At 64.2% G+C, this 14,929-nt stretch carries 13 protein-coding genes; 8 read left to right on the top strand and 5 right to left on the bottom strand.

Annotation, left to right across the window (positions count from 1 at the left end):
• Positions 1 to 80 precede the first annotated feature (80 nt).
• The 3 genes from GR158_RS09795 to GR158_RS09785 all read right to left on the bottom strand — a co-directional run bounded on the left by GR158_RS09795 (position 81) and on the right by GR158_RS09785 (position 4,020).
• Positions 81 to 1,079 carry an ABC transporter substrate-binding protein gene (locus GR158_RS09795; protein WP_134647510.1) on the bottom strand — a complete coding sequence of 333 codons (999 nt, stop codon included), beginning with the start codon at positions 1,077 to 1,079 and terminating at the stop codon, positions 81 to 83.
• A 356-nt stretch (positions 1,080 to 1,435) separates the two neighbouring features.
• Positions 1,436 to 2,065 (bottom strand): L,D-transpeptidase, encoded by a 630-nt coding sequence (locus GR158_RS09790; RefSeq protein ID WP_160870916.1) that lies wholly within the window; start codon positions 2,063 to 2,065, stop codon positions 1,436 to 1,438.
• Positions 2,066 to 2,355: 290 nt separating this feature from the next.
• On the bottom strand, positions 2,356 to 4,020 hold the full coding sequence (locus tag GR158_RS09785) for an electron transfer flavoprotein-ubiquinone oxidoreductase (RefSeq protein ID WP_160870915.1): 1,665 nt from the start codon (positions 4,018 to 4,020) through the stop codon (positions 2,356 to 2,358).
• 452 nt (positions 4,021 to 4,472) lie between these two features.
• Between GR158_RS09785 and GR158_RS09780 the strand changes: the two genes are divergently transcribed.
• The 6 genes from GR158_RS09780 to GR158_RS09760 all read left to right on the top strand — a co-directional run bounded on the left by GR158_RS09780 (position 4,473) and on the right by GR158_RS09760 (position 9,828).
• Positions 4,473 to 5,261 (top strand): SDR family oxidoreductase, encoded by a 789-nt coding sequence (locus GR158_RS09780; protein WP_160870914.1) that lies wholly within the window; start codon positions 4,473 to 4,475, stop codon positions 5,259 to 5,261.
• A gap of 139 nt (positions 5,262 to 5,400) precedes the next feature.
• Positions 5,401 to 6,693: an Hsp70 family protein gene (locus GR158_RS09775; protein WP_160870913.1), complete on the top strand. Its 1,293-nt coding sequence runs from the start codon at positions 5,401 to 5,403 to the stop codon at positions 6,691 to 6,693.
• A 44-nt stretch (positions 6,694 to 6,737) separates the two neighbouring features.
• On the top strand, positions 6,738 to 7,598 hold the full coding sequence (locus GR158_RS09770; protein WP_134647518.1) for a uracil-DNA glycosylase family protein: 861 nt from the start codon (positions 6,738 to 6,740) through the stop codon (positions 7,596 to 7,598).
• Between the two features lie 213 nt (positions 7,599 to 7,811).
• The gene (locus GR158_RS25105; RefSeq protein WP_167718880.1) at positions 7,812 to 7,988 is read left to right on the top strand and encodes a hypothetical protein; all 177 of its coding nucleotides are present in this window, start codon (positions 7,812 to 7,814) and stop codon (positions 7,986 to 7,988) included.
• 52 nt (positions 7,989 to 8,040) lie between these two features.
• On the top strand, positions 8,041 to 8,184 hold the full coding sequence (locus GR158_RS09765; RefSeq protein WP_160870912.1) for a hypothetical protein: 144 nt from the start codon (positions 8,041 to 8,043) through the stop codon (positions 8,182 to 8,184).
• 357 nt (positions 8,185 to 8,541) lie between these two features.
• Entirely contained in the window at positions 8,542 to 9,828 is a 1,287-nt protein-coding gene (locus tag GR158_RS09760; RefSeq protein WP_160870911.1) for an MFS transporter, read from the top strand.
• Here GR158_RS09760 and GR158_RS09755 read toward each other — a convergent pair.
• Positions 9,819 to 10,757 carry a DMT family transporter gene (locus GR158_RS09755; RefSeq protein ID WP_134647520.1) on the bottom strand — a complete coding sequence of 313 codons (939 nt, stop codon included), beginning with the start codon at positions 10,755 to 10,757 and terminating at the stop codon, positions 9,819 to 9,821. The genes GR158_RS09760 and GR158_RS09755 overlap by 10 nt on opposite strands.
• Before the next feature lie 344 nt (positions 10,758 to 11,101).
• Between GR158_RS09755 and pepN the strand changes: the two genes are divergently transcribed.
• A complete protein-coding gene (gene pepN / locus GR158_RS09750; RefSeq protein ID WP_160870910.1) occupies positions 11,102 to 13,750 on the top strand; it encodes an aminopeptidase N in 2,649 nt (882 codons plus the stop codon).
• Between the two features lie 11 nt (positions 13,751 to 13,761).
• On the opposite strand, the gene GR158_RS09745 is transcribed toward pepN, so the two are convergent.
• Entirely contained in the window at positions 13,762 to 14,130 is a 369-nt protein-coding gene (locus tag GR158_RS09745; protein ID WP_134647522.1) for a VOC family protein, read from the bottom strand.
• A gap of 74 nt (positions 14,131 to 14,204) precedes the next feature.
• Between GR158_RS09745 and GR158_RS09740 the strand changes: the two genes are divergently transcribed.
• A complete protein-coding gene (locus GR158_RS09740; RefSeq protein WP_160870909.1) occupies positions 14,205 to 14,918 on the top strand; it encodes a YafY family protein in 714 nt (237 codons plus the stop codon).
• Positions 14,919 to 14,929 lie beyond the last annotated feature (11 nt).

The raw sequence follows: 14,929 nt of genomic DNA, 5'->3' as shown, positions 1-14,929 counted from the left end.
CGATTTGCGCCATGGGCATGCACCGAAACGAAACGTGGAGCGGCGGCACGCACTGCGCGCCGCCGCATCGTGTCAGGCGATCAGAGTGCTGCCTTGATCTTCTCGGCGGCTTCCGGCGAGACCCATTCCTTCCACATCGCCTCGTTTTCCTCGAGGAAATGCTTGGCGCCGTCGTCGCCGCTCGCCTGGTTATCGGTCATCCAGGCCATCAGCTTGTTGACCGTGTCGTTGGTCCAGGCACGCTTGTTGAGGTAGCCCATGACGTCCTCGCCGGCGCGTTCGGAGAACTTCTTGGTGACGAGCGTCTGCACCTTGTCCTTCGGCCAGTCGTTCTTCTTCGGATCCGGGCAATCGGCAACCGTGTTGCAACGCTTCCACTCGGCTTCGTCATAGGGAACGCCGTGCTCGAGCTTCACCATTTCGTACTTGCCGAGCAGCGCGGTGGGCGCCCAGTAGTAACCGACCCAGCCTTCCTTGCGCTCGTAGGCCTTGGCAATGGAGCCGTCCAGGCCGGCTGCCGAGCCGGTGTCGACCAGCGTGAAGTTCGCCGCCTCGCCGCCGTAAGCCTTGTAGAGCTGGCTGGTCACGACCGTGCCGCCCCAGCCCTGCGGGCCGTTGTGCACGGCGCCCTTGCTCTTGTCTTCCGGATCCGGGAACAGTTCCGGGTGCTTGAACACGTCGTCGATGGTCTTGATGTCGGGATGCGCGTCGGCGATGTATTTCGGGATCCACCAGCCCTGAACGGCACCGTCGGAAAGCGCGACGGCCGCACCGACCAGCTTGCCTTCCTCGATGCCGCGGTTGACAACGTCGGGCAGCAGGTCGACCCAACCTTCCGGCGCGAGGTCGGGATCGCCCTTCTCGGTCATGGAGGTGATGGTCGGGACCGTGTCGCCGACGATGACCTCGGCGTTGCAGCCATAGCCTTCGCTCAGGATGAATTTGTCGAGCGCGGCGAGAACCTCGGCGCTCTGCCAGTTCATGCTGGCAATGGTCACGTTGCCGCATTCGGCGCGCGCCGCACCCGTCATGGCCATGAGACCGACGACGAGGCAGGTGGAAGCGAGAAGATGTTTCATGATGGTTCCCTTTTTATGGCGGTGTCGTTGTGCCCCATCGGGCCCGCTGCACCGCCGCCGAGCCCGTTATCCTCCGCGGATCGTGTGCGGACAGGCCGTTGATGCAGCGCCAAATCCGCGATTACCGCACCCTCGACTTTTGCAGCTACTGCGTCGAATGCCGGTATGAATGCGTCTGCCACTAAACCCGATGCGTCATGTGGTATCATTTTATTAATACCACCGGAAGTGCACCCAGCCCCGCGGGGATGCCCGCAATCCTATGATAACGAACAGCTTTTTCAACCTTAAAAAGGAAAAGGCCGGCTTTCGCCGGCCTTTTGACCTTTTGCGACGATGCTGTGTGCGCCGGAAACTCAGGCCTCGCGGCGACCCTGGATAACGTGCACGCGCCCACCCGTCTTCACGCGCTCGTAAAGGTCGATCACATCGTGGTTGAGCATGCGCACGCAACCGCTCGACATGGCCTGGCCGATCGACCACGGCTGGTTGGTGCCGTGGATTCGGAACATCGTGTCGTTGCCGTTCTGGTAAAGATAGATGGCGCGGGCACCGAGCGGATTGTTCAGGCCGCCGGGAACGCCGCCGGCATATTTCAGGTTCTTCTGGGGATCGCGGCGGATCATGTTCGGCGTCGGCGTCCAGCTCGGCCATTCCGCCTTGCGGCCGATATAGGCGCTGCCGGCCAGCGAATAGCCCTGGCGGCCGACGCCGATGCCGTAGCGTATCGCCCTGCCGTCGCCGAGCACGTAGTAGAGCCGGCGCGCCGGCGTATCCACGACAACGGTGCCGGGGGCGTGCGTCGTGGCATAGGCGACTTCCTGGCGCCGCAGCTCCGGCTTGATCTTGTCGAGCGGCATCGCCTTCAGCGGATGGCGTTCATCCAGACGATCGCCGTAATTGGCGCGGTCGCTGGTGCCGTTGGTGGCGCAGCCTGCGAGCAGCGCGGATGCACCGAGCAGGAATCCGCGGCGGGAAATCGACATGGTTAAAGCCCCCTGAATATATGATCCGTCGGGGCGAAAACTATGCAGTTATGGTTAATCGAGGGTTAATCGGCGCGCTGCGGTTGCAGGGTTTCTTAACGAGCATGGCAACAAAAAGGCCGCCTTGCGAGGGCGGCCCTGGCTGTCCACAAATCTCACCCCACGCTCCGTCATCCTCGGGCTTGACCCGAGGATCCATGCCACAAATGCAGGGTTTTTCGCGAAGTGTGGATCCTCGGGTCAAGCCCGAGGATGACGAAAGAGAGGGAAAAGTCCCCAACGCGTCCGCATCACATGTTCGGATAGACCGGTCCTTCGCCCCCTTGGGGCGGGACCCAGTTGATGTTCTGGTTCGGGTCCTTGATGTCGCAGGTCTTGCAGTGCACGCAGTTCTGCGCGTTGATGACGTAGACGTCCTGACCGTCCTTCTCGACCCATTCGTAGACACCGGCCGGACAGTAGCGCGTCGAGGGGCCGGCATAGACGTCGAGTTCGGATGTCTTCTGCAGCTCCAGATTCTTGACCTGCAGGTGGACCGGCTGGTCTTCCTCGTGGTTGGTGTTCGACAGGAACACCGAGGAGAGGCGGTCGAAGGTCAGCACGCCATCCGGCTTCGGATAATCGATCCGCTGGTGCTTGGCCGCCGGCTCGAGCGAGGCCGCATCGGTCTTGCCGTGCTTGAGCGTGCCGAAGAAGGAGAAGCCGAAAAGCGTGTTCGTCCACATGTCGAGGCCGCCCAGCGCCACGCCGACCGCCGTGCCGAACTTCGACCAGAGCGGCTTGACGTTGCGCACCTTCTTCAGGTCGGAGCCGATCGCGCTGTCGCGCCAGCCCTGCTCGATCTCGATCGGCTCGTCATTGGCGCGGCCGGCGGCAATGGCATCCGCCAGCTTTTCTGCGGCCAGCATGCCCGAGAGCACCGCATTATGGCTGCCCTTGATGCGCGGCACGTTGACGAAGCCCGCCGAGCAGCCGATCAGCGCGCCGCCCGGAAACGACAGTTTCGGTACCGACTGGTAGCCGCCCTCGGTGATGGCGCGCGCGCCGTAGGACAGCCGCTTGCCGCCCTCGAAGGTGCCGCGGATCGCCGGATGCGTCTTGAAGCGCTGGAACTCCTCGAAGGGATAGAGATAGGGGTTCTTGTAGTTGAGGTGCACCACGAAGCCGACGGCGACCATGTTGTCTTCGAGGTGGTAGAGGAACGAACCGCCGCCGGTCTTCATGCCGAGCGGCCAGCCGAAGGAGTGCTGCACGAGGCCGGGCCTGTGGTTCTCCGGCTTGACCTGCCAGAGTTCCTTGAGGCCGATGCCGAACTTCTGGGGCTCACGATCCTTCTGGAGGTCGAACTTCGCGATCAGCTGCTTGGCGAGCGACCCGCGCACGCCCTCGGAGATCAACGTGTACTTGCCGAGAAGCGCCATGCCGCGGGTATAGTTCGGGCCGGGCTCGCCGTTGCGCTCGATGCCCATGTCGCCGGTGGCCACACCGATGACCGCGCCCTCGTCGTTGTAGAGGACTTCGGTGGCGGCAAAGCCCGGATAGATCTCGACGCCAAACTCTTCCGCCTTCGTCGCCAGCCAGCGACAGACATTGCCGAGCGAGACGATGTAGTTGCCGTGGTTGTTCATCAAGGGCGGCATGAAGGCGTTCGGCAGGCGCACCGAACCGGCCGGGCCGAGGAACAGGAAATGGTCGTCCTTGACTTCGGTCTTGAAGGGATGATCGGCATCCTCGCGCCAGTCCGGCAGCAGGCGGTCGATGCCGATGGGATCGACAACGGCGCCCGACAGGATGTGCGCGCCGACCTCCGAGCCCTTTTCGAGCACGACGACGGTGAGATCAGGATTGACCTGCTTCAACCGGATCGCCGCCGAAAGGCCGGCAGGCCCCGCACCGACGATCACGACGTCGAATTCCATGCTTTCGCGTTCGGGGAGTTCCATTTCTTCGCTCAATTTTCTCTCCTCGCCGCAACCCTCGAAAGCCGCGGAAATACCCTCTGGTGAACCCTCTCATGACAAATACCAGAAATCTTGTCGAGCCGTTCTGCGACAGAGCGTCCGCGCATTTGCGCATGAGATGATGACACGGGATGAATTTTTATTGACTTTAACGTAAACGTCAACTGCTCTGACAGCTGCTGCGCCGCCCCGTACTTGATTCCGCTCCATGGCAGGGCTAGGCATGCGCGGCAAAGCCGTCCACACAAACCGTGCCATCTGCGAGACTACCCGAATGCCCGCACTGGACTTCAACGATTTCGGCGGCATGCTTTACCATATCGGAGGCGATGGCCCGGCTGTGGACCTGTCGTGCGTCAGCGCCGTTCACGCCTGCCTCCCGGTCGAAATGCATCGCGGCACAACGCCATCGCGCCAACGGGGCGCCCAACGCAAGGACTGACATCATGGATCTCGGCATCGCCGGCAAACGCGCCCTCGTTCTCGCCTCCTCCCGCGGCCTCGGCAAGGGCATCGCCGTCGCGCTCGCCCGCGAGGGTGCCCATGTTCTGCTCTGCGGCCGCAGCGCGGAAACCCTGAAGGCGAACTGCGAGGCCATCAACGCCGAGGGCCCGGGCCGCGCGGACTGGGTGCAGGCCGATCTTTCGGACGACGGCTTCGTCGATACGGTGGCGAGTGCCGTTGCCGAAAAGCTCGGCGGGGTCGATATCCTCGTCAACAATTCGGGCGGCCCGACGCCGGGTTCGACGGAAGACATGAGCGTCGAAAAGCTCACGACCTATTTCCAGTCCATGGTGCTGGGCATCATCACGCTGACGAACCGGCTCCTGCCCGGCATGAAGGAGCAGCGCTGGGGCCGTATCCTGACCGTCGCCTCCTCCGGCGTGATCGAGCCGATCCCGGGGCTTGCGCTCTCCAACACGCTGCGGGCGGCGCTGGCCGGCTGGTCGAAGACGCTTTCGGGCGAGGTCGCGCAATACGGCATCACCAGCAACCTGCTGCTGCCCGGCTCCATCATGACCGACCGCCTGACCAGCCTGGATGCCACCGCCGCGGAGCGTAGCGGCAAGAGCGTGGAAGAGGTGCGCGCCGCCTCGGAGGCGGCCATCCCCGCCCGGCGCTACGGCACCGTGGCGGAATTCGCCGCCACCGCCGCCTTCCTGTGCAGCGCGCCGGCGAGCTATGTCACCGGCAGCCTCGTTCGCTGCGACGGCGGGGCGGCAAGCTCGCTCTGAGCCGCCACCTCCCCTTGCCATCGCGCGCCGGCTGTGCCATCTGGCGCGCTCTCCAAAATCAGGGCGCGCCCGACGCGCCTCCTCGCGCGGGGCCAACGGCCCCGGTTCAATCCATTTCGGCAATGACAGGGGCACGGCAATGGCACGGGCACTCGGCCTCGATTTCGGCACGACCAACACCGTCATGGCGCTGGCCACCGGCGGCAGCGACACGCGATCCATGCGCTTCGAAAGCAGCGCCGGCGTCACCGACACGATGCGCACGGCGCTGTCCTTCATGAAGGATCCGGTCGTTGGCGCGCAGGCGCTGAAGGTGGAGGCCGGCCAGGCGGCGATCCGCCAGTTCATCGACAATCCCGGAGACTGTCGCTTCCTCCAGTCGATCAAGACCTTTGCGGCGAGCGCGCTCTTCCAGGGCACGCTGGTCCACGCGCGCCGCCACAGCTTCGACGACCTGATGGAAATCTTCCTGCGCCGCCTGAAAACCTATGCCGGCGACGGATGGCCGGCAGACGTATCGCGCGTGATCACCGGCCGGCCGGTGCAGTTCGCCGGCGCGAGCCCCAATCCGGATCTCGCGATCGAGCGCTACAATGCCGCGCTGACGAAGCTCGGTTTTCCGGAAGTCCACTATGTCTACGAGCCGGTCGCGGCCGCCTATTACTTCGCGCAGACGCTGAAAAGCGACGCCACCGTGCTCGTCGCGGATTTCGGCGGCGGCACCACGGACTATTCGCTCATCCGCTTCGAGCGGCAGGCGGGGCGGCTGACGGCAACGCCGATCGGCCATTCCGGCGTCGGCGTCGCGGGCGACCATTTCGATTCCCGTATGATCGAGCATCTCGTGGCGCCGGAAATCGGCAAGGGTTCGCACTTCAAGAGCTTCGACAAGGTGCTGGAAGTGCCCTCCGGCTACTATGCCAACTTCTCGCGCTGGAACCAGCTGTCGATCTTCAAGACGACGCGCGAATTCGCGGACCTGAAGTCGCTGGTGCGCTCCGCGCTGGAGCCGGAGAAGCTGGAACTCTTCATCGACCTCGTGGACCACGACGAGGGCTACCCGCTCTATCAGGCGATCTCGGCGACCAAGATGGCGCTGTCGGTCGAGGAGGAAGCGGCCTTCCACTTCCCGCCGCTCAGGGCCGCCGGCCGCAAAACGGTGAAGCGTTCCGATTTCGAACAATGGATCGCGCCCGACCTTGCCCGTATCGAGGGCGCGCTCGACGAGGTGCTGGAGAAGACCGGGACGCCGGCGTCGGCTGTCGACAAGGTGTTTCTCACCGGCGGCACATCGTTCGTGCCCGCGGTGCGGGGGATCTTCACGCGTCGATTCGATGGCGACAAGATCGAAAGCGGCGGCGAGCTTCTGTCGATCGCCCACGGTCTCGCGCTGATCGGCGAAAGCGACGACATCGCGACGTGGGTTGCATGAGGGCGGCGCTTTCCTCCGCGCCGCCGCTTCGCTAAGGTGCGGCCATGACCACCGCCAGCGACCTCCATCCCGAGCAGCTTCGCGCGCTTCTGCATTTCTATGCGGATGCGGGCGTCGACTGGTTGCTGGAGGAGGAGGCTGTCGATCGCATCGCCGAATTCGAGGCGATGCGCGCGGCGCGCGGCATGCCGGCCCGGCAAGAGGCAGCACCGGAACCGCAGCGCCCCGCCCGCCAGGCGCCGCAACGGCAGGAACAGCCCCGCGCCGCCGCACCCGCCCCCCTGCCGAACGTCGCCATCCCGGACAGCCAGGCGGTCGCCGAGGCGGAGTTTGTCGCCAGCAGCGCCCGTTCGCTGGAGGAACTGCGCACGGCGATGGAAGCCTTCAACGGCTGCAACCTGAAGACCAGCGCGCGCTGCCTCGTCTTCGCCGAGGGCAACGCCAAACCCGCCGTCATGGTGATCGGCGCCATGCCGAATGCCGACGACGACCGCGACGGCCAACCCTTTTCCGGCCGGCAGGGCGCGATGCTGGACCGCATGCTCGCCGGCATTGGGCTCGCGCGTGCCGATATCCTGCTGACCAATGTCGTGCCGTGGCGGCCGCCGGGCAACCGCCCGCCCTCGCAGCGCGAGGCCGACATCTGCCGCCCCTTCATCGAGCGGCAGATTGCGCTTGCCGAGCCGAATCACCTGCTCGTTCTCGGCAATTTCGCCGCCCGTTTCCTGTTCAGGTCGAATGATACGATCCATCAGTTGCGCGGCGAATGGCGCGAAATCGACGTTTCCGGCCGCACAATTCCAGCTTTTGCGACGCTGCATCCACAGGATCTGGTCACGGCACCGATCAGCAAGCGGCTCGCTTGGCAGGATTTGCTCGCTTTTCGTGCAGGGCTGAAAGCCTAGGCATTTCACCCGCGCTCTTTATTTTCAATAACTTGGCGAACGCCACTAGATGACAGCCACTCGCGCAGCCGCAATTCTGCCTCAAGCATGAACAGAATGTTTCATCAGCCATGCGAATTACACATATCTGCCGGGCAGAATGTCGCATTGCAAAATCCATGTTGCGGCGCAATATGTGGACATGGGAGGGACAGGATTTAAGGAACTGAACCCATGACCGCCCGTTTTCGGCCCATCCATTCGAGCTTTGAGACGCTCCGCCATTCCGGTCTTCGCGCCGGCCGTGGTTTCGGCGGCATCTGCGCGCCGGCCAACGAGCAGCTTACGGCCATCGGCTTTTCCCGCATCAACCGTCCTGCCCAGCTCTTCGCCGAGTTCGTCACACGCTGATGCGGACCGGGTGCGCAGCCGCGCGCCCGGCAGATGCACACAGGAGCAAGCCATGCTGAAATTTCGCCGACTGGTTTCCGACATCGCCGATATCCGCGCGGCCGTGAATGCCGCGCGCGAATATTCCGTGCTGGCATCGCTGCCGCGCGACGCCGCCCAGCGGCATGATCCGCTGAAGGCCTTCCTGCCGAACTGACCGGCTTTGTCCACGGCCAAAGCCGTGGTATGATCTTCGCCGTGAGGAGGTGAGACGCCTTTCCTTCCGGTGGAGACCGGGCCGAAGCCCGATCTCCGTTCTGTTATCGGCTTACTGTCAGAGTCAGGCGCCAACCGAACAGTCTGACAATAACCGAAACCCGGATTTTCAAACGTCTCACCTCCTTTCGGTATGCCGGGCATGCACCCGGCATCTTCTTCATAACACAACTCTTCCGCGAAATTTCCACGCTTCGGAAAATCTTCCTGGTTACGCCAGCGATTGTCGCCATGGACAGAGCATGGCCGGCGCAATAGAGCGACATTCTGAAACCGGATGCCCTTCTGCGGAGCCCCCATGCTGGCAAGCCTTGTCTCCATCCTGAGCCTGATGCTGTCCACCCTCCTGATGATGGTGGCCTTCGGCCTGCAAAGCTATGTCGTGCCGGTGCGCGCGGTCGCCGAGGGCTGGTCGACGCAGACCATCGCGATGATCGCCACGGGCTATACGGTCGGTTTCACGCTTTCCTGCATCGTCACGCCGAAATTCGTGCTGCTGGTCGGCCATGTCCGCGTGTTCGTGGCGCTCATCACGCTTCTCGCCATCGGCATCCTGCTCTGCGCGCTGGTGGTGGACTGGCGGGCGTGGATGCTGTTTCGCGCCGTATCGGGCTTTGCCATCGCGGGCAGCTATCTCATCATCGAAAGCTGGCTCAACGAGCGCGTGACGAACGACAACCGCGGCTCGATCTTCTCCGTCTACCTCATCACCACGATGGTCGGCACGATCGGCGGGCAATATCTCGTGCCGCTCGGCGATCCCACCAACACATCGCTGTTCATTCTCTGCGGCATCATCTTCTCCGTCGCCTTGCTACCGACGGCGCTGACCTCCTCCCCGCTGCCGGCCCCGCCGACGCAGGCGCGCTTCAACGTGCCGACGCTCTATCGGCGCTCGCCCGTCGCCGTCATCGGCGCCTTCCTCGCCGGCGCGCTATCCGGGGCATGGCTCAATCTCGGCGGCGTGTTCACCCAGCGCACCGGACTGACGACGGCAGAGGGCGCAACATTGCTCGCCTCCGTGCTGATCGGCAGCGCCCTGTCGCAGATTCCCATCGGGCGTGCGTCCGACCGCATGGACCGGCGGCGCGTCATGGTCGCCTGCGGGGCGTTCGGCGCGCTTTCCTGCCTCGTCATGGCCGCCGTTTCCGGCGGGCCGACGGTCGTGCTCTATCTGGTCGCGGCCTGCGTGGGTGCGGTCATCTTCCCGATCTATGCGCTGAACGTCGCGCATGCCAATGACCTCGCCCAGCCGGACGAATATGTCGAGGTCTCCTCGGGCATGATGATCGTCTACGGTTTCGGGACGATTTCCGGTCCGCTGATGGTGGGGCCGATCATGGACCGTTTCGGCCCCGGCTCGCTCTTTATCGTGCTGGCCTTCTACTTCACCCTTTACGGCACCTACGCCGCCTGGCGCATCAGCCGCCGCGAGGAAAACGACGGCCTCGTCGCCAAGACGGATTTCCAGGCGATGGCGGTGCAGCCGCTCGGCGCCGATGCGGCCGCGGCCGCCTTGCAGCCCGACGCGCCGACGGAGGAGCCGATGGAAGACACGACGACGCCGGAGTGGCGTCAGCCCTGAGGGGTGACGTGCTTGCGCGCCGCGCGGCGCTGCAGACCGAGCCGGTGTTCGCGCAGGATGATGAAGATGCCGGCACTCACCACGATGGCCGTGCCGATCAGCATCGCCGACGTCGGGATATCACCGAACAGGAAGTAACCGACCGCCAGCCCGAGAACGATCGACGTATATTCGAAGGGCGCGATGGTGGAGACGTCGGCATAGCGGTAGCTTGCCGTCAGCAGGAGTTGCGCGACCCCGCCGCAGAAGCCCGCCATGGCCAGAAGGCCGAGCGCCTCCCAGCCGAGTGCATTCCAGCCGAAAGGAAGCGTGGCGAGCGAAAAGACGGAGGCCGAAAGCGAGAAATAGAGCACGATCGTATGCGTGCGCTCCGTCTTCACGAGCTTGCGGACCAGCACCATCGCAACAGCACCCAGTGTCGCGGACAGCAGCACCGCGAGCGCGCCCATCGCCTCCGCCGAGCCGACGCCGCCCTCGCGGAACAGGGTCAGCCGCGGCCACGTGATGATGAAGACGCCGGTCAGTCCGACGAGCACCGCCGACCAGCGATAGATGCCGACCTTTTCCTTGAGGAAAACCGCCGCGATGACGACGGCGATGAGTGGCATGGCATAGCCGATGGCGATGGCTTCCGGCAGCGGCAGGTGCACGAGGCCATAAAAGCCGAAGCCCATGGCAAGGATGCCGACGAAACCGCGCTTCAGGTGCCCCATGACATCGCGGGTGCGAAAGGCATCGACGAGTTGCCCCTTGAACGCCAGGAAGACGATGATCGGCACCATGGCGAAGGCCGAGCGCAGGAAGGTGATCTGCCCCGCCGCCATATCCTTGCCCGCCGCCTTGATCAGCGTGGACATGCACAGAAAGATCACCACCGAGGCGATCTTGAGGAAAATACCCCGCATGGGGTCGTGGTGCGGCATATCCATGAAAAGCTCTGCGCGACCGGCAGGTCGCGGCGTCAGACGGTTGGCGCATCGGGAATCGATCCGGACGCGGCCACTCTAGCCGGACACGCCGGCCGGTGGCATCAAATCTCATGATATGTCGCGGAAAAATGCTCAAGGCTTGCGCGCAGCCAAGGGCCTTCCCATCCGGCGGACGCCTGGAAACTGTCTCACGTTAGCACAAAGTTGTGAACGGCGGTTCCGTGGAAATGAGATGTTAAGCGGATAAGCATATCAATCGGAGGAATTTGGGGGCAATGCGCCCGGCGGGATGTCGCGTCATGCACGAGCGGGACAGGCCGGAGCGATAGGAACAGGACATATCCATGCGGACTGAGAACGGCCAGATCATCCATCTGGCGGATTATCGCCAGACTGACTTCGTTCTCGAGCGCGTCGACCTGACTTTCGAACTGGACCCCACGGAAACCAAGGTCGAGGCGCGCCTGATTTTCCACCGCCGCGAAGGCGCCGATACGGCCGCCCCGTTGGTTCTCGACGGCGACGAGCTCGTCATGACGGGCCTGCTCTTCGACCAGATGGAGATGGACGCGGCACGCTATGACGCCACGCCTGATAGCCTGACCATCCGCGACCTGCCGGCAAGCGAGCCCTTCGAAATCACCATCACAACGATGATCAACCCGGAGGCCAACACCCAGCTGATGGGCCTCTATCGCTCGAATGGCGTCTATTGCACGCAGTGCGAGGCCGAGGGTTTTCGCCGCATTACCTACTTCCCGGACCGGCCGGATGTCCTGGCGGTCTATACGGTCAACATCATCGCCGACAAGGCGAGCTGCCCGCTGCTGCTTTCCAACGGCAACTTCCTCGGTGGCGCCGGCTATGGCGAAGGCAAGCACTTCGCGGCCTGGTTCGATCCGCACCCCAAGCCATCCTATCTCTTCGCGCTCGTCGCCGGTGACCTCGGCGTCGTGGAGGACGCGTTCACGACGATGTCCGGCCGCGAGGTGACGCTGAAGATCTATGTCGAACACGGCAAGGAAGCGCGTGCGGCCTATGCGATGGACGCGCTGAAACGCTCCATGAAGTGGGACGAAGAGGTGTTCGGCCGCGAATACGACCTCGACATCTTCATGATCGTCGCCGTCTCCGACTTCAACATGGGCGCCATGGAGAACAAGGGGCTCAACGTCTTCAACGACAAATACGTGCTGGCCGATCCGGAAACGGCGACGGACCAGGACTATGCGAATATCGAGGCGATCATCGCCCACGAATATTTCCACAACTGGACCGGCAACCGCGTCACCTGCCGCGACTGGTTCCAGCTGTGCCTGAAGGAAGGCCTGACGGTCTATCGCGACCACGAATTCTCCGCCGACCAGCGCTCGCGCCCGGTCAAGCGCATCGCGGAGGTGCGCCACCTGAAATCGGAGCAGTTCCCCGAGGATGCCGGCCCCCTCGCCCATCCGGTGCGGCCAACGAAATACCGCGAAATCAACAACTTCTACACGACGACCGTCTATGAGAAGGGCTCCGAGGTGACGCGCATGATCGCGACCATCGTCGGCAAGGACGGGTTCAAGAAGGGCATGGACCTGTACTTCGAGCGCCACGACGGCGATGCCGCGACGATCGAAGACTTCGTGAAGTGCTTCGAGGACGCCAACGGCGTCGACCTCGCGCAGTTCTCGCTCTGGTATCATCAGGCCGGCACGCCGCTCGTCAGCGTTTCCTGCGCCTACGACCAGGCGAAGGGCGAATTCACGCTGTCGCTGGAGCAGATGATCCCGCCGACGCCCGGCCAGAGCATCAAGGAACCGATGCATATCCCGCTGCGCTTCGGCCTGCTGCTGGAGGATGGTTCGGAGGCGAAGGTCGCCGCCGTCAGCGGGGCCGATATCACCGGCGATGTGCTGCACCTGAAGGAGCGTCGCCAGACGGTGACCTTCTCCGGCATTCCGTCGCGTCCGGTCCTGGTGCTGAACCGCAGTTTCTCTGCGCCCGTCAACCTGCATTTCGAACAGGCGCCGGCCGATCTCGCCCATATCGCGCGCCATGACAGCGATCTCTTCTCGCGCTGGCAGGCGCTGAACGATCTAGCCCTGCCGAGCCTCGTCGAGGCGGCGAGCAAGGCGCGCGCCGGCGAGACGGTCGAGACGACCGCAATGCTTGCCGATACGCTGATCGCCATTGCCGGCGACGAAAGCCTGGAGCCCGCCTTCCGTGCGCAGGCGCTGGCGCTGCCGTCGGAATCCGATATCGCCCGGGAACTGGGCAGCAACAACGATCCCGATGCCATCCGCACCGGCCGCGAAGCCGTGCTGGCCTTCATCGCCAATCGCGGCGCCGAGGTCTTCGCGACGCTGTTCGAACGTCACCGCACGCAGGGCGCCTTCACGCCGGATGCCGCAAGTGCGGGGCAGCGCGCGCTGCGCAATGCCGCCCTCTCCTATCTCGCCGTCAGCGACGGCACGCCGGCGCGTGCGGCCGAGGCCTTCGCGAGCGCCGACAACATGACGGACCTCAGCGCCGCGCTGACGGTGCTGGCGCATCGCTTCCCGGCTGCGACGGAAACGGCGGAGGCGCTTGAATCCTTCCGCGCCCGCTTTGCGGACAATGCGCTCGTCATCGACAAGTGGTTCGCCATCCAGTCGACCATTCCGGGCGACGGGGCGCTTGCCCGCGTCCAGGCGCTGATGACGAGCCCGCATTTCACCAAGTCGAACCCGAACCGCGTTCGCGCGCTCGTCGGCACCTTCGCCTTCTCCAACCCGACCGGCTTCAACCGGGCGGATGGCGCGGGCTACCGTTTCCTGGCCGAGCAGATCCTGGAGATCGACCCGAAGAACCCGCAGCTCGCCGCACGCATCCTCACCTCCATGCGCTCCTGGCGCGCGCTGGAGGCGGTCCGGTCCGATCACGCCCGCAACGCGTTGCGCACCATCGCTGCGGGCGAGAAGCTCTCCTCCGACGTCTCCGACATCGTGGAGCGCATGCTGAAGGGCTGAGCCCTCTTCGCTTACTTGTCCGGCGGGCAGACGCGGATGCGGTGGCCATCAGGGTCGAGCGCGACGAAGGTGCGGCCGAAGGCGGCCGTGAACGGCGGCTGCTCGATGGCAACGCCCGCGGCGCTCCATTCCTCATGCAGCCTGTCGATCTGCGCATCCTCATCGACGACGATGGCGATCTCGCCGCGGTGACCCGTGCCGCCCGAAACGAATTCAGACGAGCTGGTCGCCCAGAGCCCGAGACCGAGACCGTTATCGAACCGGAAGGATACGAAGCCCGGCGACTGGATGAGCGGCGCCGTGCCGAAGATCATCTTGTAGAACCGAGCGCTTTCAAGGGCATTCTCGACATAGAGGATCAGGAGGTTGGGAGAGGTCATGGAACGCGTCCTTTCGCTGTGTTGACGAAAAGATACTAGGCGACACCACTGCCAGAAAATGGCAGTATCGTGCCATGGCCCGTTCCGAAAGACTGCTTGCCCTTCTCCAGCTTCTCAGGCGCCACCGGCATCCGGTGAGCGGCGCGACGCTTGCGGACGAGCTTGGCGTCAGCATTCGCACGCTCTATCGCGACATCGCCACGCTGCAGGCACAGGGCGCCGACATCGAGGGCGAGCCGGGCGTCGGCTATGTGCTGCGCCCCGGCTTCATGCTGCCGCCGCTAATGTTCTCGCAAAGCGAGCTGGAGGCACTGATGCTCGGCTTCCGCTGGGTGCAGAAGTTCGCCGACATGCCGATGACCAAGGCGGCATCGGACGCGCTTGCCAAGATTTCCGCCGTGCTGCCGGCGGAGCTGCGCGACGAGCTGGAAAACACGGCGCTTTTGGTGGGGCCGCGCCGGGTGGTGGATGCGGAAGTGGTGGATCTCGTGCTGCTGCGCAGCGCCATCCGTCGCGAGCGCAAGCTGCGGCTCGCCTATGCGGACGTTGCCGGCACCTTTACGGACAGGGTCGTCTGGCCGGTCGCGCTCGGCTATTTCGAGGAGACGCGCATGCTGGTCGCCTGGTGCGAGGCGCGCAACGACTTCCGGCATTTCCGCACCGACCGCATGCGCGAAATCACGCTTCTGGAGAGCCGCTATCCCCGCCGGCGCGCCCAGCTCTTGAAGGATTGGCGCACGCAGGACAGCATGCGACGGCAGCCCGACAGCGGCCAAAGCGGCGCTTAAGTGCCGGTCCG

Origin of the sequence: Shinella sp. AETb1-6, from assembly GCF_009826875.1 — a bacterium.
Classification (GTDB): Bacteria; Pseudomonadota; Alphaproteobacteria; order Rhizobiales; family Rhizobiaceae; genus Shinella; species Shinella sumterensis.
Note: the sequence above shows the minus strand (reverse complement) of the source record. Positions and strands in the feature narration are given on the sequence as shown.

Bases quoted from the DNA above. Each gene is read 5' to 3' on its own strand.
- GR158_RS09795 (WP_134647510.1), bottom strand. From the start codon at position 1,079: ATGAAACATCTTCTCGCTTCCACCTGCCTCGTCGTCGGTCTCATGGCC.
- GR158_RS09790 (WP_160870916.1), bottom strand. From the start codon at position 2,065: ATGTCGATTTCCCGCCGCGGATTCCTGCTCGGTGCATCCGCGCTGCTC.
- GR158_RS09780 (WP_160870914.1), top strand. From the start codon at position 4,473: ATGGATCTCGGCATCGCCGGCAAACGCGCCCTCGTTCTCGCCTCCTCC.
- GR158_RS09775 (WP_160870913.1), top strand. From the start codon at position 5,401: ATGGCACGGGCACTCGGCCTCGATTTCGGCACGACCAACACCGTCATG.
- GR158_RS09770 (WP_134647518.1), top strand. From the start codon at position 6,738: ATGACCACCGCCAGCGACCTCCATCCCGAGCAGCTTCGCGCGCTTCTG.
- GR158_RS25105 (WP_167718880.1), top strand. From the start codon at position 7,812: ATGACCGCCCGTTTTCGGCCCATCCATTCGAGCTTTGAGACGCTCCGC.
- GR158_RS09765 (WP_160870912.1), top strand. From the start codon at position 8,041: ATGCTGAAATTTCGCCGACTGGTTTCCGACATCGCCGATATCCGCGCG.
- GR158_RS09760 (WP_160870911.1), top strand. From the start codon at position 8,542: ATGCTGGCAAGCCTTGTCTCCATCCTGAGCCTGATGCTGTCCACCCTC.
- GR158_RS09755 (WP_134647520.1), bottom strand. From the start codon at position 10,757: ATGGATATGCCGCACCACGACCCCATGCGGGGTATTTTCCTCAAGATC.
- pepN (WP_160870910.1), top strand. From the start codon at position 11,102: ATGCGGACTGAGAACGGCCAGATCATCCATCTGGCGGATTATCGCCAG.
- GR158_RS09745 (WP_134647522.1), bottom strand. From the start codon at position 14,130: ATGACCTCTCCCAACCTCCTGATCCTCTATGTCGAGAATGCCCTTGAA.
- GR158_RS09740 (WP_160870909.1), top strand. From the start codon at position 14,205: ATGGCCCGTTCCGAAAGACTGCTTGCCCTTCTCCAGCTTCTCAGGCGC.